At 72.5% G+C, this 18714-nt stretch carries 14 protein-coding genes and 1 pseudogene; 5 read left to right on the forward strand and 10 right to left on the reverse strand.

Annotation, left to right across the window (positions count from 1 at the left end):
* The 4 genes and pseudogenes from ACFV9H_RS23005 to rsmI all read right to left on the reverse strand — a co-directional run.
* A pseudogene (locus tag ACFV9H_RS23005) lies at nt 1-229 on the reverse strand (hypothetical protein); the annotation flags it as partial.
* A gap of 126 nt (nt 230-355) precedes the next feature.
* Nucleotides 356-1231 (reverse strand): TatD family hydrolase, encoded by an 876-nt coding sequence (locus ACFV9H_RS23010; protein WP_385401230.1) that lies wholly within the window; start codon nt 1229-1231, stop codon nt 356-358.
* 10 nt (nt 1232-1241) lie between these two features.
* A complete protein-coding gene (locus ACFV9H_RS23015) occupies nt 1242-1715 on the reverse strand; it encodes a hypothetical protein (RefSeq protein WP_385401233.1) in 474 nt (157 codons plus the stop codon).
* Between the two features lie 160 nt (nt 1716-1875).
* A complete protein-coding gene (gene rsmI / locus ACFV9H_RS23020; protein WP_385401236.1) occupies nt 1876-2772 on the reverse strand; it encodes a 16S rRNA (cytidine(1402)-2'-O)-methyltransferase in 897 nt (298 codons plus the stop codon).
* Nucleotides 2773-2850: 78 nt separating this feature from the next.
* Between rsmI and ACFV9H_RS23025 the strand changes: the two genes are divergently transcribed.
* The 3 genes from ACFV9H_RS23025 to ACFV9H_RS23035 all read left to right on the forward strand — a co-directional run bounded on the left by ACFV9H_RS23025 (nt 2851) and on the right by ACFV9H_RS23035 (nt 7735).
* Nucleotides 2851-4620 (forward strand): dolichyl-phosphate-mannose--protein mannosyltransferase, encoded by a 1770-nt coding sequence (locus tag ACFV9H_RS23025; protein WP_385401238.1) that lies wholly within the window; start codon nt 2851-2853, stop codon nt 4618-4620.
* A gap of 186 nt (nt 4621-4806) precedes the next feature.
* Nucleotides 4807-6447 carry a penicillin-binding transpeptidase domain-containing protein gene (locus ACFV9H_RS23030; RefSeq protein ID WP_385401240.1) on the forward strand — a complete coding sequence of 547 codons (1641 nt, stop codon included), beginning with the start codon at nt 4807-4809 and terminating at the stop codon, nt 6445-6447.
* A gap of 802 nt (nt 6448-7249) precedes the next feature.
* A complete protein-coding gene (locus ACFV9H_RS23035; RefSeq protein ID WP_385401241.1) occupies nt 7250-7735 on the forward strand; it encodes a YbaK/EbsC family protein in 486 nt (161 codons plus the stop codon).
* On the opposite strand, the gene ACFV9H_RS23040 is transcribed toward ACFV9H_RS23035, so the two are convergent.
* From ACFV9H_RS23040 to ACFV9H_RS23055, 4 genes are all read right to left on the reverse strand, one after another.
* Nucleotides 7732-8898, reverse strand: a complete 1167-nt coding sequence (locus tag ACFV9H_RS23040; RefSeq protein ID WP_385401243.1) for a serine hydrolase domain-containing protein — start codon at nt 8896-8898, stop codon at nt 7732-7734. The genes ACFV9H_RS23035 and ACFV9H_RS23040 overlap by 4 nt on opposite strands.
* Nucleotides 8899-9026: 128 nt before the next feature.
* Nucleotides 9027-9800, reverse strand: coding sequence for an energy-coupling factor ABC transporter ATP-binding protein (locus tag ACFV9H_RS23045; protein WP_385401363.1), 774 nt, complete (start codon nt 9798-9800; stop codon nt 9027-9029).
* On the reverse strand, nt 9788-10549 hold the full coding sequence (gene cbiQ / locus ACFV9H_RS23050) for a cobalt ECF transporter T component CbiQ (protein ID WP_385401246.1): 762 nt from the start codon (nt 10547-10549) through the stop codon (nt 9788-9790). Before cbiQ ends, ACFV9H_RS23045 begins: the two co-directional genes overlap by 13 nt.
* A complete protein-coding gene (locus tag ACFV9H_RS23055) occupies nt 10549-11583 on the reverse strand; it encodes an energy-coupling factor ABC transporter permease (RefSeq protein ID WP_385401248.1) in 1035 nt (344 codons plus the stop codon). The genes cbiQ and ACFV9H_RS23055 overlap by 1 nt, the downstream gene beginning before the upstream one ends.
* 166 nt (nt 11584-11749) lie before the next feature.
* Here ACFV9H_RS23055 and ACFV9H_RS23060 point away from each other — a divergent pair, with 166 nt between their 5' ends.
* Nucleotides 11750-12133: an SsgA family sporulation/cell division regulator gene (locus tag ACFV9H_RS23060; protein WP_385401251.1), complete on the forward strand. Its 384-nt coding sequence runs from the start codon at nt 11750-11752 to the stop codon at nt 12131-12133.
* A gap of 75 nt (nt 12134-12208) precedes the next feature.
* Here ACFV9H_RS23060 and ACFV9H_RS23065 read toward each other — a convergent pair whose 3' ends face one another.
* Both ACFV9H_RS23065 and ACFV9H_RS23070 read right to left on the reverse strand, forming a co-directional pair.
* Nucleotides 12209-14410, reverse strand: coding sequence for an MMPL family transporter (locus ACFV9H_RS23065; protein ID WP_385401254.1), 2202 nt, complete (start codon nt 14408-14410; stop codon nt 12209-12211).
* A gap of 124 nt (nt 14411-14534) precedes the next feature.
* Nucleotides 14535-15125, reverse strand: coding sequence for a TetR/AcrR family transcriptional regulator (locus ACFV9H_RS23070; protein ID WP_385401257.1), 591 nt, complete (start codon nt 15123-15125; stop codon nt 14535-14537).
* A 152-nt stretch (nt 15126-15277) separates the two neighbouring features.
* On the opposite strand from ACFV9H_RS23070, the gene ACFV9H_RS23075 reads away from it, so the two are divergent.
* The gene (locus ACFV9H_RS23075; RefSeq protein ID WP_385401259.1) at nt 15278-18532 is read left to right on the forward strand and encodes a S41 family peptidase; all 3255 of its coding nucleotides are present in this window, start codon (nt 15278-15280) and stop codon (nt 18530-18532) included.
* Nucleotides 18533-18714 lie beyond the last annotated feature (182 nt).

Here is an 18714-nt window from a genome sequence, read left to right on the forward strand (position 1 = left end):
GGCCGGGGCCCGCCGGGTCGGGCAGGGTCGCCGCCGTTTCCGGCGGGGCCGCGGCCGCGGGGCCCCGGGCGCGACGCCGGGACGGGGGGTGGTCGGCGCCGCGCGGGGCGGGGACCGCGGGCTCGGGTTCCCCGGTGGCGTCCGCGGCGGCGGGCCAGTCCGGGAGGGTGGGCTCGTACGCCCCCGGCAGGGGACGGCCGCGGCGGTGACTGCCCTGCGTTTCGCTCACGACGCTCGCTCCACTGGTGGTCGGCACCCGCTGGTTCGGGGCACGGCACCTTAGCGGAGGAGTCGTCACACTCCAAAGTCGTACGACTACTCAGGGTGTCCGGATGTTCGGGGGTCGTATCTCCGGTCAGTAGGCGAAGGCGCGGGCCGTGTTGGCGGCGAGGGCGGTGGCCATCGCGTCCTCGTCGATGCCGCGGACGGCGGCCATGGCGCGCACGGTCAGCGGAATGAGGTACGGCGCGTTGGGCCGTCCGCGGTAGGGCGCCGGGGTCAGGTAGGGGGCGTCGGTCTCGACGAGGACCAGCTCCAGGGGGGCCACGGCCAGGGCTTCGCGCAACGGGGTCGCGTTCTTGAAGGTGACGGTCCCGGCGAAGGACATGTAGTAGCCGGCGGCGGCGCATTCGCGGGCCATCTCGGCGTCCCCGGAGTAGCAGTGGAAGACGGTCCGCTCCGGTGCGCCTTCCTCGCGCAGGACGCGCAGTACGTCCGCGTGGGCCTCGCGGTCGTGGATGACGAGCGCCTTGCCCGTCCGCTTGGCGATCTCGATGTGGGCGCGGAAGGAGCGCTCCTGCGCGGCCATTCCCTCGGGTCCGGTGCGGAAGTAGTCGAGCCCGGTCTCGCCGACCGCCTTGACGTGGTCGAGGCCGGCCAGCGCCTCGATCTCCGCGAGCGCCTCGTCGAGGGCCGCGTCGCCGCCGCCCGCCCGCGCGCCCTGCCGGGACCAGCCGTCGGGGTCGCCGTGCACGATGCGGGGGGCTTCGTTCGGGTGCAGGGCCACGGCCGCGTGGACGTTCTCGTACGCGGCCGCGGTCTCGGCGGCCCACCGGGAGCCCTTCACGTCGCAGCCGACCTGGACGACGGTGGTGACGCCCACCGAGGCGGCCTTCGCGAGGCCTTCCTCGACGGTGCCGGACTGCATGTCCAGGTGGGTGTGCGAGTCCGCCACCGCCACCCGGAGGGGCTCGGGCAGCGGCGGCGGTGCGTCTTTCGAGGAGGAGCTCATACGGCCGATCTTATGACCGGCGGAACATCCCCAGCAGTCGGGAGAGGAGGCTCCGGCCGCGTTCCGCCTCTTCCACGGAGACGGGTCCGGGGGCGTCGTGCTTGCGGGTGCGGGGAACGTTCGCTCCCGCCGGCACCGGTCCGGCGATCCCGGGGGCGATGCGGTGGTGGTAGAGCCGGTCGATCGTGCCGAGCACCGAGGACACCTGGCCGGCCCGCATGATCCGTACGACGTGGCCGCCGCAGTTCAGGCAGGTCGGGTTCGACAGGGGGGAGGGCACCCGCTCGCCCTTGACCGTGTACATGATGAACGGCTCGCCCCTGCCGTCCACGTGGTGTTCTATCTCGTACCCCTGCTCCCAGCCGTACCCACACTTCATGCACGCGAAGGAGTACGCCTCGTGCACGACCTGTACGGACGCGGTGGAAGCGTCGGCGGGTACGGCGGCGGCTACGGGTCCCGGGGTGTCAGCGATCTCACTCATGCGAGCTCCTCTTGTTCCACTGGTGCCATTGCCAGTGGACGCCTCTTCGGGCGGGAGCGCATCAGGCCCTGTCTAGTGTTGGACGGTCCTTGGGCGACTCATGCCCAAAGCGCCCGGTGCGCGGTCTGAGCTTTGCTTTTCAGGTTAGCCCTTTACCGACTCACGGCACCTTTTGTGCCGCGTTCTTTGCCGCGACGACCGCGTCGAACACCTCTCGTTTGGGTACCCCGGCCTCGGCCGCGACCGCCGCGATGGCCTCCTTGCGCCGCTCCCCCGCCTCCTCGCGCACCCGCACCCGGCGCACGAGCTCCTCGGCGTCCACGTCTCCGGGCCCGGCCGCGGGGGCCCCTTCGACGACGACCGTGATCTCCCCGCGCACGCCCTCGGCCGCCCAGGCCGCCAGCTCGCCGAGGCCGCCGCGCTTGACCTCCTCGTACGTCTTCGTCAGCTCGCGGCACACGGCGGCCCGCCGGTCGGCGCCGAAGACCTCGGCCATCGCGGCCAGGGTGTCGTCGAGCCGGTGCGGGGCCTCGAAATAGACGAGCGTGCGCCGCTCGCCCTCGACCTCGCGCAGCCGGCCGAGGCGCTCGCCCGCCTTGCGCGGCAGGAAGCCCTCGAAGCAGAACCGGTCCACGGGCAGCCCGGACAGGGCGAGCGCGGTGAGGACGGCGGAGGGCCCGGGAACGGCGGTGACCTTGATGTCCTTCTCCACGGCGGCGGCGACGAGCCGGTAGCCGGGGTCCGACACGGAGGGCATGCCGGCGTCGGTCACCAGCAGGACGCGCTTGCCGTCCTCCAGCGCCTCGACCAGCTCCGGGGTGCGTGCGGACTCGTTGCCCTCGAAGTACGAGACGACGCGCCCGGTGGTGTGCACGCCGAGCCCCTGGGTCAGCCGGCGCAGCCGCCGGGTGTCCTCGGCGGCGACCACGTCGGCCCGCTCCAGCTCGGCCGCGAGCCGCGGCGGGGCGTCCGCGAGATCGCCGATGGGCGTTCCGGCGAGCACGAGCGTGCCCACCGAGGAGGAGGGTTCGGAACCGAGGGGCTGGTCAGTTGTCACCCGCCCATCCTCTCAGTCCCGTGGCCCGCCGCCCCCCGGTGCTGGGGCGCACACGGATCTCTTCCCTACGATGTGCCGGTGACCAGTACCGCGACGCCGCCGCCCAGCCCCGCGGGGGCCCCTCCCACCCCGCCGTCGGGGTGGGCAGAAGAGCAGCCCACCTGGCTGCGCCGCCTGCGCGGCTTCGGCTACGCGCCGCCCGCCGCCCGGTCCGGGAGCACGGACGTCCGCGGCCGGCTGGTGCCCCCGTACGCCAAGCCGTCCCCACAGCTGTGGATGACCTTCGGGCTGCCGCCCGAGGTGTGGGGGACGTGGAACCGGATCCTGGCGTGGGCGGGGCCGCTGCTGGTGGCGCTGGTCGCCGGGGTGCTGCGGTTCAGGCACCTGGGCAGCCCGAAGGCGGTGATATTCGACGAGACGTACTACGCCAAGGACGCCTGGGCCACGATCAAGCAGGGCTACGAGGCGAGCTGGCCCAAGGACGTCGACAAGCTGATCCTCGCCGACCCGGACGGGGTCGCCCTCCCGGTGGACCCGGGCTACGTCGTGCACCCGCCGGTCGGCAAGTGGGTCATCGGGCTCGGCGAGTGGATCCACGGCTTCACCCCCTTCGGCTGGCGGTTCATGACCGCCCTGCTCGGCACCCTGTCGGTGCTGATGCTGTGCCGGATCGGGCGCCGCCTGTTCCGCTCCACCTTCCTGGGCTGCCTGGCGGGCGCGCTGCTGGCGGTGGACGGGCTGCACCTGGTGATGAGCCGCACCGCGCTGCTCGACCTGGTGCTGATGTTCTTCGTGCTGGCCGCCTTCGGTGCGCTGCTGATCGACCGGGACAAGGCGCGGGCCAGGCTCGCGGCCGCGCTCCCGGTGGACGACGAGGGCCGTACCCGGCCCGACATGAAGATCGCCGAGACGCTGCGGCTGGGCTGGCGCCCGTACCGGATCCTGGCGGGCGTCTGTCTGGGCCTGGCCGCGGGCACGAAGTGGAACGGCTTCATCGCGCTGGCCTTCTTCGGTGTCCTCACCGTGCTGTGGGACGCGGCCGCGCGCCGCACCGCGGGCGCGGGGGCCCCGTACGCGTCGATGCTGCGGCGCGACGCGCTGCCCGCCTTCCTGTCCACCGTGCCGGTCGCGGTCGTCACGTACGTGGCCTCCTGGTCGGGGTGGATCTTCAGCCCGGACAACGGCAAGGGCGGGTACCTGCGCGACTGGGCGGCCAAGTACGACCAGAACAGCTCGCTGTCGTTCCTGCCGGAATGGCTGCGGAGCCTGTGGCACTACGAGACCGAGGTCTACAAGTTCCACGTCAACCTGCACGACGGGCACACCTACGACTCCAACCCGTGGAGCTGGCTGGTCCTGGGCCGGCCCGTCTCCTACTTCTACGAGTCCCCCGAGCCCGGCACCGACGGCTGCCCGGCGACCGCGGCGGGCAAGTGCGCCCGTGAGGTGCTGGCGCTGGGCACCCCGCTGCTGTGGTGGGCGGGCTGCTTCGCGCTGCTGTACGTGCTGTGGCGGTGGTTCTTCCGCCGCGACTGGCGGGCGGGCGCGATCGCGTGCGCGCTGGGCGCGGGTCTGCTGCCCTGGTTCAACTACCAGGAGCGGACGATCTTCTACTTCTACGCGGTGGTCTTCGTCCCGTACCTGTGCCTGGCGGTGGCGATGATGATCGGCGCCCTGCTGGGCCCGGCCGGTTCGAGCGAGCGGCGGCGGGCGCTGGGCGCGATCGGGGCGGGGGCGCTGGTCCTGCTGATCGTGTGGAACTTCATCTACTTCTGGCCGATCTACACGGGCCAGACCCTGCCGATGGAGTCCTGGCGCAACCGCATGTGGCTGGACACCTGGGTCTAGCGAGTCGGCGTACAGGAGGGCCTTCCCGTGTCACGGGAGGGCCCTCCTGACATATCCCGGTCCTTTTCGGCCATCGAGGTTCCGTTCCGGTAACAAGAGCGAGGTCGAGCGGCGACGCGGAGTAAGGTCCGAGCCAAGGGTTCTTTGAACATGTTCAGAGAACCGTGGCTCGGGGGAGGAACTGGAATGAACGGGGCAGCCAAGGGCGCCATCGTCGGCGGGGTGTTTCTCGCCCTCGTCGGCGGCGCCGGGTACGGGGTGTACGCGCTGGTCGGGGACAGCGGCGAGGGCAAGGACGGCGGGAAGGGTGGCGAGACGTCCGTCCAGGCGGGCAAGGGCAGCGGGCCGATCACCGAGAAGGAATCCATGGCCACCGCGAAGGCCTTCCTCGCCGCCTGGGCCGCCGGGGACGAGCGCGCGGCCGCCGACCTGACGAACAACGCCCAGGCCGCCCAGACCGCGATCGGCGACTTCAAGAACAAGACGTACGTGTCCAAGGCCGTGATCACCCCCGGCGCGTACAACGGCACCGGCGTGCCCTTCAAGGTCGAGGCGGAGATCACGTACGAGGGCACCACCAAGCCCCTCGCCTACGACTCCGAGCTCACCGTGGTGCGCGGACTGACCACCGGAAAGCCGCTGGTCGACTGGAAGCCCTCGGTGATCCACCCGCAGCTCCAGAAGGACGAGAAGCTGCGCGCGGGCTCTCCCGCGACCCCGCCGGTCAAGGCGCTCGACCGCAACGGCAAGGAGCTGACGGCCGAGCAGTACCCCTCGCTGCGCGCCATCCTCGACGACCTGCGCAAGGCGTACGGGGAGAAGGCGGGCGGCGCGAAGGGGGCGGAGGTGTGGATCGAGCCGGCTTTCCCGGACGCGCCCAAGCGGAGTCTGCTGACGCTGGCCGAGGGAAAGCCGGGCGAGATCCGGACCGTGCTGGACGCCGATGTGCAGGCAGCGGCGGAGAAGGCGGTGGCGAAGCACGCCGAGGCCTCGGTCGTGGCGATCCAGCCGAGCACCGGCGAGATCCTGGCCGTGGCCAACCACCGCAAGGACGGCTTCAACGCGGCGATGAGGGGGGCCCGGGCCCCCGGGTCGACGATGAAGATCGTGACGGGGGCCATGCTGATCGAGAAGGGCCTGGTGTCCGCGGACCGGCCGGCGGCCTGCCCGGCCACCGCGACGTGGGAGGGGAAGGTCTTCCACAACCTGGACAACTTCAAGTCGGAGGGCGAGCCCTTCGCTTCGAGCTTCGCCAAGTCGTGCAACACCGCCTTCATCAGCCTGATCGACGACGTGCGCGACAACAGCGCGCTGCCCCGCGAGGCCAAGGAGGTCTTCGGCATCGGGCTGGACTGGAAGACCGGGGTCGTCTCGGTGGACGGGTCGGTTCCGGAGGTCTCGGGGTCGGGCGCGGCCGCCGCGTACATCGGCCAGGGCACGATCACCATGAACCCGCTGAACGTCGCCTCGATCACCGCGACCGCCCGGACCGGGGTGTTCCGGCAGCCGGTCATCGTGAAGGCCTCGCTGGACGGACGCACCCTGGCCACCGCCTCGCGCCCCCTGAAGCCGGGGGTGTCGGCGCAGCTGGTCAAGATGATGAAGCTGACGGCGACCAGCGGCACCGGCCGCGGGGCGATGGCCTCGGTCGGCGGCTCGGACAAGGGCGCGAAGACCGGCTCCGCCGAGGTCGACGGCGCGGGCAACCCGGACAGCTGGTTCACCGGCTTCAGCGGCGACGTGGCCGCGGCGGCGATGGTCGAGGCCGGCGGCCACGGCGGCGAGGCGGCGGGCCCGATCGTCGCGGAGGTCCTGAACGCGGGGTAGCCCTCCCGGGCGGGGTCGGGCCTCCCCTGGCGCGGCGTCGTTGCGCGGGCTCTGCCCCCGCGCCCCGGCTCGTGGGGCTCCGCCCCACACCCCGCGCCTCAAACGCCGGCGAGGCTGGGATGGTGCCCCGGGCGGGATCTCGGCCCTCGGGTCCACCCCGCGCCTCAATCGCCGGCGGGGCTGGGTTGGTCCCCCCGGGCGGGATCTCCGCCCTCGGGTCCACCCCGCGCCTCAAACGCCGGCGAGGCTGGGTTGGTCCCCCCGGGCGGGGTTTCGCTCCTCGGGCCGGTCCGCGGTGTCCCTCCGGGGCGTCTCCTCGTCCTCGCGCACTGAGGCACGGCTCGATGGGGAGCGTGTTTGCGCGCTCGTCCTGCGGGGACGCCCCGCAGTGCCCCCGCTCCCCCCGACGACCAAAACCCCGCCCCGTGGGTCGGGAGCGTGCAGTGCCCCTGCTCTTCCGTCGGCCGCCCCCGGTGGGCGGGAGCGTGCCGTTGGGGTGGGGACACGCCGGAGTGTCCCCGCAGGACGAGCGCGCAACCACGCTCCCTGTCGAAGCACCTGCCCAGTGCGCGAGGACGAGGAGATGCTCCGGCGGGGCACCGCCCCAACCCAGGCCGATCCCGGCCCAGGAAAATTCCAGCCTCGCCGGCGATTGAGGCGCGGGGTCCGGGGCAGAGCCCCGGCAGCGAAGCCGCCCCGACCCGGCCGGTCCCGGCCAAGGGACAAACCCAGCCCCGCCGGGAGGCACACGGCGGGGGAAACCTGCTCGCCCCATCGCCCCGCACAGCGCTAGCGTCCCCGCATGACCACCACCACGCACCCCCTGTTCGCCGAGGCCCTGGCCGAGCTGGGCCTCGACCTCACCGTCCGGACCTTCCCCGAGGGAACCCGTACGGCCGCCGACGCGGCCGCCGCGATCGGCTGCGAGCTCAGCCAGATCGTGAAGTCGCTGATCTTCGCCGCGGACGGGGTCCCGGTGCTGGTCCTCATGGACGGCGCCTCCCGGGTCGACGTGGACACCGTACGCCGCGAGCTCGGCGCCGCCGAGGTGACCCGGGCGGACGCCGCCGTGGTCCGGGAAACCACCGGCTACGCCATCGGCGGGGTCCCGCCCTTCGGCCACCGCACCCGTACCCTGGTGCTGGCCGACCGGTCCCTGCTGGCCCACGCGGAGGTCTGGGCGGCGGCCGGCACCCCGAACACCGTGTTCCCGATGGCCCCCGCGGAGCTCATCGAGTACGCGGGCGCCACGCCCGTGGACGTACGGGAGCAGGCCGCGGCGGGCTAGAGCACGGCCAGGGCCGACTTCAGGGCACGTACCAGCGCCTGCGCCCGCGGGTCGGCGGTGACCGACTTGGCCAGCGCGTTCGTCACGTAGCCGAAGCCGATCCCCGCCTCCGGGTCCGCGAAGGCCAGCGAGCCCCCGCGGCCCGGGTGGCCGAAGGAGGCCGGCGAGAGCAGCGGGGAGGCCGGGCCGTGGAGCATGTAGCCGGGGCCGAAGCGGGTGTTGACGACCAGTACCAGGTCGGGGCCCGACGAGAGCTCCCGGCCGGCGAGCGCGGTGGTCTCCGGGGTGAAGACGCGGGCGCCGTCCTCGACCACCCCGATGGTGGCCCCGTAGAAGCGGGCCAGGCCGCGGGCCGTGCCTATGCCCGCCGAGGCGGGGAGTTCGGCGGCCCGGTAGGCGGGGTCGTTCTCGTCGGGCAGCGGGTCGATGGCCGCGAAGGCGCGGCGGGTGAGCGAGGCGGGGTCGGCGTACGCCTCCGAAACGTTTCGCCTCGGCCGGGTCTTCAGCATGCCCGCGCTCTCGGGCGGGTCGACGGGGGCCACCCGACCCACCCGGTGGGCCTCGGACTCCGGCAGGCCGATCCAGAAGTCCACGCCGAGCGGCTCGGCCATCTCCTCGGCCAGGAACGCGCCCAGCGTGCGGCCGGTGGCCCGCAGCACCAGCTCGGACAGCAGCCAGCTGAAGGTCTGCGCGTGGTAGCCGTGCTCGGTGCCGGGCTCCCAGAACGGCCGCTGCGCGGCGATGGCGCGCGCCCCGGACACCCCGTCGGCGGCCTCGGCGGCGGTCAGCCCCCGGTCCAGCGCCGGGACGCCCGCGCGGTGCGCGAGCAGGTCCCGGACCAGCGTCTTCTCCTTGCCGCCCGCTTTGAACTCCGGCCAGTACGAGCTCACGGGCGCGGCCAGGTCCAGCAGCCCGCGCTGGTGCAGCAGCAGCGGCACGGCGGCGGCCACGCCCTTGGTGGCGGAGCGGACGATCTGCGCGGTGTCCCGCGTCCACGGCTCGGTTCCGTCGGCGTCCTTGGTGCCGCCCCACAGGTCTACGACCTTGCGGCCGTCGCGGTACACGGCCACCGCCGCGCCCCGGTCGCCGAGGACCTCGAAGTTGCGTACGAAGGCGTCGCGGACCGGCTCGAAGCCCTCCGCCACCGTCCCGTGGACATCCACGTCTTACTCCCAGCACCTTGCCGCGGCGCCCCGACGGCGCCCACGACAGGATGCAACGCCCGTCGGACGGCCCCGCTTCCCGGATCCCCCGAATCGGCCCGGCCCGCGGGCCGGGCCGGCCGCGCCGATCAGTGCGTGGGGCGCGTCAGAAGGGGCGTGCGCGGGTCGAAGCCGAAGGGCAGCTCCAGCCGGTGCGCCCGCATCAGCTCCTCGTCGCACAGCAGGTCCTGCGTACGGCCGTCGGCGGCGATGGCCCCGTCGCTGAGGACCACCGAGCGCGGGCACAGTTCCAGCGCGTACGGCAGGTCGTGGGTGACCATCAGCACGGTCACGTCGAGCGAGCGCAGGATGTCGGCGAGCTCGCGGCGCGAGGCCGGGTCGAGGTTGGACGAGGGCTCGTCGAGGACGAGGATCTCCGGCCGCATGGCCAGGACCGTGGCGACGGCCACCCGGCGGCGCTGGCCGAAGGACAGGTGGTGCGGCGGCCGGTCGGCGAACTCGGCCATGCCGACCTGCTCCAGCGCCCCGCGCACCCGCTCCTCCAGCTCCGCGCCGCGCAGGCCCGCGGCCGCAGGGCCGAAGGCCACGTCCTCGCGGACGGTCGGCATGAACAGCTGGTCGTCGGGGTCCTGGAAGACGATCCCGACCCGGCGGCGGATCTCGGCGAGGTTCCGCTTCTCCACCGGCAGCCCGGCCACGGTCACGGTGCCGACCCCGCCGCCCAGGATGCCGTTGAGGTGCAGGACGAGCGTGGTCTTGCCGGCGCCGTTGGGGCCGAGCAGGGCGACCCGCTCGCCGCGCGCGACGCTCAGGTCCACCCCGAACAGGGCTTGGTGGCCGTCGGGGTAGGCGTAGGCGAGGCCGGACACTTCGAGGGAGGGGGAAGGGTTCACAGGGTCCAGCCCATCAGACAGACGGCGAGGGCCGTCACCGGGAGCGCGGCGGCGTACGCCCACTGGGCGCGGGTGGCCACGACTTCGTCGATCACCGGCATCGAGCCGGCGTAGCCGCGGCTGACCATCGCGAGGTAGACCCGCTCGCCGCGTTCGTAGGAGCGGATGAACAGCGCGCCGGCCGTCTTGGCCAGCACCCCCCAGTGGCGGATGCCGCTTGCCTCGAAGCCGCGCGAGCGGCGGGCGATGGACATGCGGCGCAGCTCGTCGCTGATGACGTCGCCGTAGCGGATCATGAAGGAGGCGATCTGCACGAGCAGCGGGGGCAGTTTCAGGCGTTGCAGGCCGAGCAGCAGCGCCCGCAGTTCGGTCGTCGAGGCGAGCAGGACGGACGCGGCGACGCCGAGCGTGCCCTTGGCCAGGACGTTCCAGGCGCCCCAGAGGCCCGAGACGCTGAGCGACATGCCGAGGACCTCCACCCGCTCGCCCTGTGCGACGAAGGGCATGAGCACGGCGAAGGCGACGAAGGGGATCTCGATCAGCAGCCGGCGCAGCAGGAAGCCGGCCGGGATCCGGGCCATCGCGGCGGCCGCCGCGATGAGGACGCCGTACGCCCCGAAGGCCCAGACCGCCTCGCGCGGTGTGGAGACGACGACCACGACGAAGGCGAAGGTCGCGGCGAGCTTGCAGTGCGGGGGCAGGGCGTGGACGGGGGTGTGGGCGTGCCGGTAGAGCTTGTGGGCGTGTCCCGCGCCCATCAGGCCGCGGCCGATGGCTCGGTCGTGCGGCGGCGGCGCGCGACCCAGAAGATCCCGGTGCCGACGGCGACGGTCGCGCCGACGCCGAGGGCGCCCGCGAGGCCGCCGGAGAGGCGGGCGTCGGTGACGTCCTTGACGGCGTAGTCGGCGAGCGGGGAGTCCTTCGCCGCGTGTTCCTCCACCTTGGCGTCGATGCCCTGGTCGGCGGCGACCTTCTCCAGGCCGTCGGGGCTGGCGGAGGCGTAGAAGGAGACGAAGCCGGCGAGGACGAGGGCGGTGGCCAGGCCGGTGGCCCAGACCTTGATGGTGGAGCGGGCCGCTGCGGGCGCGGGCGCGGTGGCCGGCGCGTCGACCAGTTCGCCGCCGACGCGCAGCTTCAGCGGGGCGGTCAGCCCGCGCGCTCCGTGCACCAGGTCGGGCCGTACGGCGATCACGGCGCCCACGGTCGCCGCGGTGATGGCGGCCTCGCCGATGCCGATGAGCACGTGGACGCCGACCATGGCGGTGAGCACCTTGCCGATGGCCACGTCGGTGGTGCCGCCGATGGCGTAGACGGCGGTGAAGGCGGCGGCCGCGCCGGGCACCGAGAGCAGGGCTCCGGTGAAGGCGGCGACGGTCACGGAGCGTCGGGTGGGCGGCAGCACCTTGAGCAGCCCGCGGAAGACGGCGTACGCGACGACGACGGTGACGACGCCCATGACGGTGATGTTCACGCCGAGGGCGGTCAGTCCGCCGTCGGCGAAGAGGATGCCCTGCATGAGGAGGACGACGGACACGCAGAGCACGCCGGTGTAGGGGCCGACGAGTATCGCGGCGAGCGCCCCGCCCAACAGGTGGCCGCTGGTGCCGGCGGCGACGGGGAAGTTGAGCATCTGCACGGCGAAGATGAAGGCGGCGACGAGGCCGGCGAGCGGCGCGGTGCGCTCGTCGAGTTCCCGGCGGGCGCCGCGGAGGCTCACGGCCACGGCGACGGCGGCTGCCGCTCCGGCGGCCACCGACACGGGTGCGTTGATGAATCCGTCGGGCACGTGCATGGAGGGGCTCCGCTTTCTCGCAGTCTTCAGCCGTCCAAGAATAGTGCCCAGTTGCAAACCATTGGCAAGAGCGTCTCCGTCACAAATGACTCCGTGCGGTTTTGTCGGAATGTGCGAGGCTGGACGGACAAACGGACTCATTCGTTCCGATATGAGGAGTCTTGTCGTGTCAGCCACCGCCGAGAATCCCGCAGCGACCGTCACCGCCGTCGAGGAGCGCGTCACCGCACGCGTGATCAGCGACGATCCGCTCTACCGGAAGATCCCGGTGGCCCTGCGCTTCGCCCCGTCCGAGCCGCTGGCCGTGCGGATCGTCTTCCCCGCCGACCTGTCCCCCGAGGGCACGGACAACGAATGGGTCTTCCCGCGCGCCCTGCTGGAGGCCGGCCTCCAGGCGCCGACGGGGACCGGGGACGTACGCGTCTGGCCCTGCGGCCGCGTCCAGGCGGTCGTCGAGTTCCACTCCCCGGATGGCGTAGCGGTGGTGCAGTTCGACATCGCGGCCCTGCGCCGCTTCCTGCGCCGCACGTACGCCCCCGCCAGCCGTTAGGCGTAACGCGTAACGGGTCCGGCCCCGCACCCCCTGGTCATCAGGGGGTACGGGGCCGGATCGTTTCTCGGGCCGTCAGGCGTTGACCAGCTCGCGGTCCTTGCCCGGGCCCTCGGGGCCGTCGGCGGACTCGGACAGGTGCTTGCGCAGGCTCTCGCCCTCGACGTCGACGTTCGGCAACAGCTTGTCCAGCCACTTGGGCAGCCACCAGGCCTTGTGGCCGAGCAGGGCGAGCACCGCCGGGACGATGGTCATGCGGACCACGAAGGCGTCGAAGAAGACGGCGACGGCCAGGCCGAAGCCGATCATCTTGACCATCTGGTCGCTGGCCCCCATGAAGCCCGCGAACACCGCGATCATGATCACGGCGGCGGCCACGACCACCCGCGCGCTGTACTGGAAGCCGGTCACCACGGCCTGGCCCGGGCGCTCGCCGTGGACGTACGCCTCCCGCATGCGGGTGACGAGGAAGACCTCGTAGTCCATGGCCAGCCCGAAGACCACACCCACCATGAAGATCGGCATCATCGACATGATCGGACCGGTCTGCTCCACCCCGAAGACCGATCCCAGCCAGCCCCACTGGAAGACCGCGACGACCGCGCCGAGGGCGGCGACGACGGAGAGCAGGAAGCCGAGGGCCGCCTTGAGCGGGACCAGGACCGAACGGAACACCAGCATCAGCAGCAGGAAGGCGAGGCCGACGACGAGCGCCAGGTAGGGCAGCAGCGCGTCGTTCATCTTCTGCGAGAAGTCGATGTTCATCGCGGTCTGGCCGGTGACGAGGACATCGTCCCCGCTGCCGTCACGGATCTCGTGGACCAGGTCCTCGGTCTGCGTGGACGACGGACGGTCCTTCGGGATGACGGTGATGACCGCGGCGTCGCCGGCCTTGTTCAGGTTCGGCGGGGTGACCATGGCCACGCCGTCCAGACCCTTGATCCGGTCGACCGTCTTGTCGGCGAGCGCCTTGTCGCCGTCGACGACCACCAGCAGGGGGCCGTTGAAGCCCGGGCCGAAGCCGTCGGACAGCAGGTCGTACGCCTGACGCTGGGTGGTGGAGACGGGCTGGGCGCCGTCGTCGGGCAGGCCCATCTCCAACTTGCTCGCGGGGACCGCGATGACGCCGAGGCCGATCACACCGGCCAGCAGCACCATGACCGGGCGGCGCAGGACGAAGCGTGCCCAGCGGGTGCCGCCGTTGGGCTTCGCCTTCGCGCCGGCGGGCTTGCCCTTGCCGAACAGCTTGCTCTTCTCGCCGGCCGGCAGGACCTTCTTGCCCGCGAAGCCCAGGATGGCCGGGACCAGGGTGAGCGCCACCAGGACGGCGAGGACGACGGTGCCGGCGGCCGCGAAGCCCATCTTGGTCAGCATCGGGAGGTTGACGACGGCCAGGCCCACCAGGGCGATGACCACGGTCAGACCGGCGAAGACGACGGCGGAGCCGGCCGTTCCGACCGCCCGGCCCGCGGCCTCGTCGCGCTCGCGGCCCTCGGCGAGCTCCGCGCGGTAGCGGGAGACGATGAAGAGGGCGTAGTCGATGCCGACCGCGAGGCCGATCATCGACGCCAGGGTGGCGGTGGTGTTGCCGAGGTCCAGCACGTTGGCGAGCGCGGTGATGGACGAGACGCCGATGCCGACGCCGATGATCGCGGTGAGCAGCGGCAGCCCGGCCGCGATGAGCGAGCCGAAGGTGATGACGAGGACGATCGCGGCGACCAGGACGCCGATGATCTCCCCGGAGCCGGTCTCGGGGGCCGCCATCAGGGCGTCGCCGCCGATCTGGACGTTCAGGCCCGCGGCCTTGGCGTCCTCGCCGGACCCCTTGAGCGCGTCGCGGGTGGCGTCCTTCAGCTCCATGCCGCTGACGTCGTACTTGGTGCTGATGTAGGCGGTGGTCTCGTCCTGGCTCACCGCGTGGGCCTCGTACGGATTCGCGACGGAGGAGACCTGCTCGCCGCCCGGTCCGGACTTCAGACCTTCGATGATCTTCTCGACCTCGGCCTTGGGGCCGGGGTCGGTGATCTTGGCGCCCTCGGGGGCCTTGACGACGATACGGGCCGTCGCGCCGTCGGCGGACATGCCCGGGAAGCGCTGGTCCAACAGGTCGAAGGCCTTCTGGGCCTCCGAGCCGGGTATCGAGAACGAGCCGGAGGTGGGCGCGGACGCCGTGGCGGCGCCGAACCCTGCGGCGAACAGCAACGCCACCCATATGAGGGCGACGAGCGCGCGGCGCCGGAAGGCGCCGCGGCCGAGCCGGTAGAGGAAGGTAGCCACGAGGGTGGTTCTCCCGTTCAGGTCGTGGGATGGAAGGGCAGGAAGAGCCGGCCCGACGACGAGAGCGGCGTGTCAGGAGCAGCGAGGAGCATGGAGCAACGGGGACGGGGCCGAACGGGGAAGATCAGACGCCGAGGGCGGGGAAGACCACGGCGTCGATGAAGTCACCGAGGAAGGTCCGGTCCACCGGACGGTCCTCGATCAGCGGAAGCGCGATGAACGCCCCGATGAGCATGTGCGGTACGAAGTCGAGCGCGGGGCAGTCGGGGCTGATCTCGCCCCGGTCCACCGCACGCCGCAGCATCACCTGGAGACCGTTGATCTCCGGGTCGACGAGCAGGTCGCGCAGCGCCTTGTGGAGCTCCGGGCTCTCGTGGACGGCATGGGCCAGGCCCCGCATCAGTGCGGTGTCCTTGGCCATCTGCGCGTCGTCGGAGTGCTCCACCATGCGGGCGAAGTCCCCGCGCAGGCTGCCCGTGTCGATTTCCCGCAGCGAGACGGGCTGCGTACATCGCAGGGCCTTGGCGACCAGTTCCGGCTTGCTCCCCCACTGGCGGTAGAGGGTGGCCTTGCTGGACTTCGTACGGGCGGCGACCGCGTCCATGGTCAGCGCCTCGTAGCCGACGTCACGCAGGAGGTCGAGGACCGCCTCGTGCAGTTCGGCCTGCCGTTCGGGGGTGATCCGGCTGCGCCGCGACGCATTCGCCTCGGTCATTTCCGTGCCTCCCATCCGAACGAAACTGTTCCGTACCGATAACACCATACCCCCGCCCCAAGCGAAACGAAACCGTTCCGTTTCGCTTGCGGGAGTGGCATGGATCACCTGTACGAGTTGCCAGGCCCCTCCGGCGCGGAAAGCATTGGGGGGTGAGTCACGACGTCGCGTACCTCCGCTTCCCGCACCTGCACGACGACCTGCTGTGCTTCGCCACCGAAGACGATCTTTGGGTGGCGCCCTTGGTTCCGCCTGGAGATCCGGTCGGCCGGGCCTGGCGCCTCACCGTCGACCGGACCCGGGTCAGCCACCCCCGCTTCTCCCCCGACGGCAGCCACATCGCCTACACCACCTGGCGGAGCCTCGACCCCGAGATCCACCTCGCCCCCGTGCACGGCGGGCCCGCCCGCCAACTCAGCTACTGGGGCGCCACCGACACCCGCGTCTGCGGCTGGGACCCGGACGGCAACGTCCTCGCGGTCTCCTCGCAGGGCCAGCCCTTCTCCTACTTCTCCTGGGCCTACAAGGTGCCCACGGACGGCAGCCCGGGCGGGCGCCTGCCCTGGGGGCCCGTCTCCGACATCCAGGTCGCCGACATCGACGGGGAGCACCGCACCCTGCTCCTCACCGGCAAGCCCCCGCACGAGCCCGCCGCCTGGAAGCGCTACCGGGGCGGCGCCACCGGCCGGCTGTGGCTGCACGGCGAGCGTCTGCTGGAGGACATCGAGGGGCACCTCGACGCCCCCATGTTCGTGGACGGCCGCATCGCCTTCCTCTCCGACCACGAGGGCGTCGGCAACCTGTACTCCTGCCGGCACGACGGCACCGACCTGCGCCGCCACACCGACCACGACGAGTTCTACGCCCGGCACGCCTCCAGCGACGGCCGCCGCGTCGTCTACCAGTGCGCCGGGGACATCTGGCTCGTCGACTCCCTCGCCCCGGACGCCGTCCCCCGCAAGCTCGACGTCCGCCTCGGCGGCCCGCGCGCCGGCCGGCGCACCTACCAGGTGCCGGCCGCCAGCCACGTCGACTCGCTGTCGGTCGACGCCACCGGGCGGGCCAGCGCCGTCGTGGTGCGCGGCAGCCTGTACTGGCTGACCCACCGCGACGGGCCCGCCCGGACCATCGCCGACACCCCGGGCGTACGGGTACGGCTGCCCGAGATGCTCGGCTCGGGCGGCCAGGTCGCGTACGTGACGGACGCCGAGGGCGAGGACGCGATCGAGATCGCCTACCTCCCCCGGGCCTCCGGGGACCGGGAGCCGCGCCGGCTGGCATCCGGCGAGCTGGGCCGCGTACTGGAGCTGCTGTCCGACCCGGACGGGGAGCGGCTCGCGATCGCCTCCGACGACGGGCGGCTGCTGCTCATCGACGCCACGGAAGATTCCAACGGCGAGGTGACCGAGCTCATCCGGTCCATCAACGGACCCGTCACCGACCTGGCGTTCTCCCCCGACGGCGGCTGGCTGACCTGGTCGCACCCGGGCATCGGGCGCTCGCTGCGGCAGATCAAGATGGCCCGGATCTCCGGTCCCGGGCCGCGCGTCATCGTGGACGTCACCAACGGCCGCTTCGAGGACGAGAATCCCGTCTTCACCCGGGACGGCCGCTACCTGGCCTTCCTGTCGTGGCGCGGCTTCGACCCGGTCTACGACGTGCACACCGGCGACCTGTCCTTCCCGCTGGGCTGCCGCCCCTACCTGGTTCCCCTGTCCTCGGCGACCCCCTCCCCCTTCGCGCTGTCCGCCGAAGGGCGGCCCGCCGCGGGCGGGCTCGACCCGGCGGAGAGCGACACCGGCGACGGCACGGTGACCGTCGAGGTGGAGGGGCTGGAGAGCCGGGTCACCCCCTTCCCCGTGTCCGCGTCCAAGTACTCGGCCCTGTACCCGGTGAGCGGCGGCGGGCTGGTCTGGCTGCGCTGGCCGATCTCGGGCGCGCTCGGCGAGACCTTCGCCAACCCGAACGACATCAGCGGCAAGCCGACGCTGGAGTACTTCGACCTCACCAAGGCGCGCAAGACGGAACTGGCCTCCGGGCTGGACTGGTTCGCGGTCAGCGGCGACGGCACCCGGCTCGTCATCAACGACGACGGCGAGCTGCGCGCGGCCCCCGCGACCGAGTCCGGAGACAGCGACTCGACCGTCTACCTCGACCTGCGGCGCATCCTGCACGAGGTGGACCCGGCCGCCGAGTGGCGCCAGGCCTACGAGGAGGCCGGGCGGATCATCCGCGCGTACTTCTGGGAGCCGAAGATGTGCGGCATCGACTGGGACGGGGTGCTCAGCCAGTACCGCTCCCTGGTCGAACGGGTCGCCTCCCCCGACGAGTTCGCCGACCTGCTGCGCGAGGTCCTCGGCGAACTCGGCACCTCGCACGCCTACGTCTCCCCCGCGCGCCGCAACGAAGGCCCCCCGCACTACCAGCGGGCCATCGGGCTGCTCGGCGCCAACCTCGTTCCCCGGGACGGGGCGTGGGTGGTCAGCCGCATCCTGCCCGGCGAGTCCTCCGACTCCAAGGCCCGCTCCCCGCTGGCCGGCACCGGCATCCGGGAGGGCGCGGTGCTCACCCATGTCGACGGCCGACCCGTGGACCCGGTCGCCGGGCCCTACCCGCTGCTGTCGGCGGCGGGCGGCACCACCGTCGAGCTGACCTTCACCCCCGCCGAGGGCGAGGGGCGGGCCCGCCGGGTCGCGATCGTGCCGCTGATCGACGAACGGCCGCTGCGCTACCAGGACTGGGTGGCCAAGCGTCGCGCGGTGGTCCGCGAGGTCAGCGGCGGCCGGTGCGGCTACCTGCACATCCCCGACATGGGCGGATCGGGCTGGGCGCAGTTCAACCGCGACCTGCGCATGGAGATGTCCCGGCCCGCGCTGATCGTCGACGTACGCGGCAACGCGGGCGGGCACATCAGCGAGCTGGTGGTGGAGAAGCTGACCCGCTCGATCCTCGGCTGGGACCTGACGCGCAACGCGCAGCCGGTCAGTTACGCCTCCAACGCACCCCGCGGTCCGATCGTGGCGCTGGCCGACGAGGCGACCTCCTCGGACGGGGACATGATCACCGCGGCCTTCAAACTGCTGGGCCTGGGCCCGGTGGTCGGCCAGCGCACCTGGGGCGGAGTCGTCGGCATGACCGGCCGGCACACGCTCGGCGACGGCACGGTGATCACGGTGCCGATGAACGCCGCGTGGTTCCCGGAGTACGGCTGGTCGGTGGAGAACCACGGCGTGGAACCGGACCTGGCGATCCTGCGCACCCCGCTCGACTGGGCGGAGGGCCGGCACGCCCAGCTCGACGACGCCGTTCACCTGGCGCTGGAACTGCTGGAACAGGAGCCGGCCGCAGTGCCCCCCGGCTACACGGACGTCCCGGACCGCCGCCGTCCAAAACTGCCGCCGCGTTAGGAGGGGCATGCGGGAGGGGCGCGATCCCCGGAACGGCGGGGGTGGCGCCCCCCCGCGCGGGGTGGGGGGCCCGGGGGGGCGGCCGGCGCGGCCCACCATGTTGTCCTCATGCTTCGCGCGGCGGCCCCGCCGCCCCTGGGGTTGGGCGCGCGGCCCCTCGCCCGCACCGGTCCCCTGGAACG

The organism is Streptomyces sp. NPDC059874 (assembly GCF_042731135.1).
Taxonomy (GTDB): Bacteria; Actinomycetota; Actinomycetes; order Streptomycetales; family Streptomycetaceae; genus Streptomyces.

Bases quoted from the DNA above. Each gene is read 5' to 3' on its own strand.
- ACFV9H_RS23055 (WP_385401248.1), bottom strand. From the start codon at position 11,583: ATGCACGTGCCCGACGGATTCATCAACGCACCCGTGTCGGTGGCCGCC.
- ACFV9H_RS23015 (WP_385401233.1), bottom strand. From the start codon at position 1,715: ATGAGTGAGATCGCTGACACCCCGGGACCCGTAGCCGCCGCCGTACCC.
- ACFV9H_RS23030 (WP_385401240.1), top strand. From the start codon at position 4,807: ATGAACGGGGCAGCCAAGGGCGCCATCGTCGGCGGGGTGTTTCTCGCC.
- ACFV9H_RS23035 (WP_385401241.1), top strand. From the start codon at position 7,250: ATGACCACCACCACGCACCCCCTGTTCGCCGAGGCCCTGGCCGAGCTG.
- ACFV9H_RS23070 (WP_385401257.1), bottom strand. From the start codon at position 15,125: ATGACCGAGGCGAATGCGTCGCGGCGCAGCCGGATCACCCCCGAACGG.
- ACFV9H_RS23010 (WP_385401230.1), bottom strand. From the start codon at position 1,231: ATGAGCTCCTCCTCGAAAGACGCACCGCCGCCGCTGCCCGAGCCCCTC.
- cbiQ (WP_385401246.1), bottom strand. From the start codon at position 10,549: ATGGGCGCGGGACACGCCCACAAGCTCTACCGGCACGCCCACACCCCC.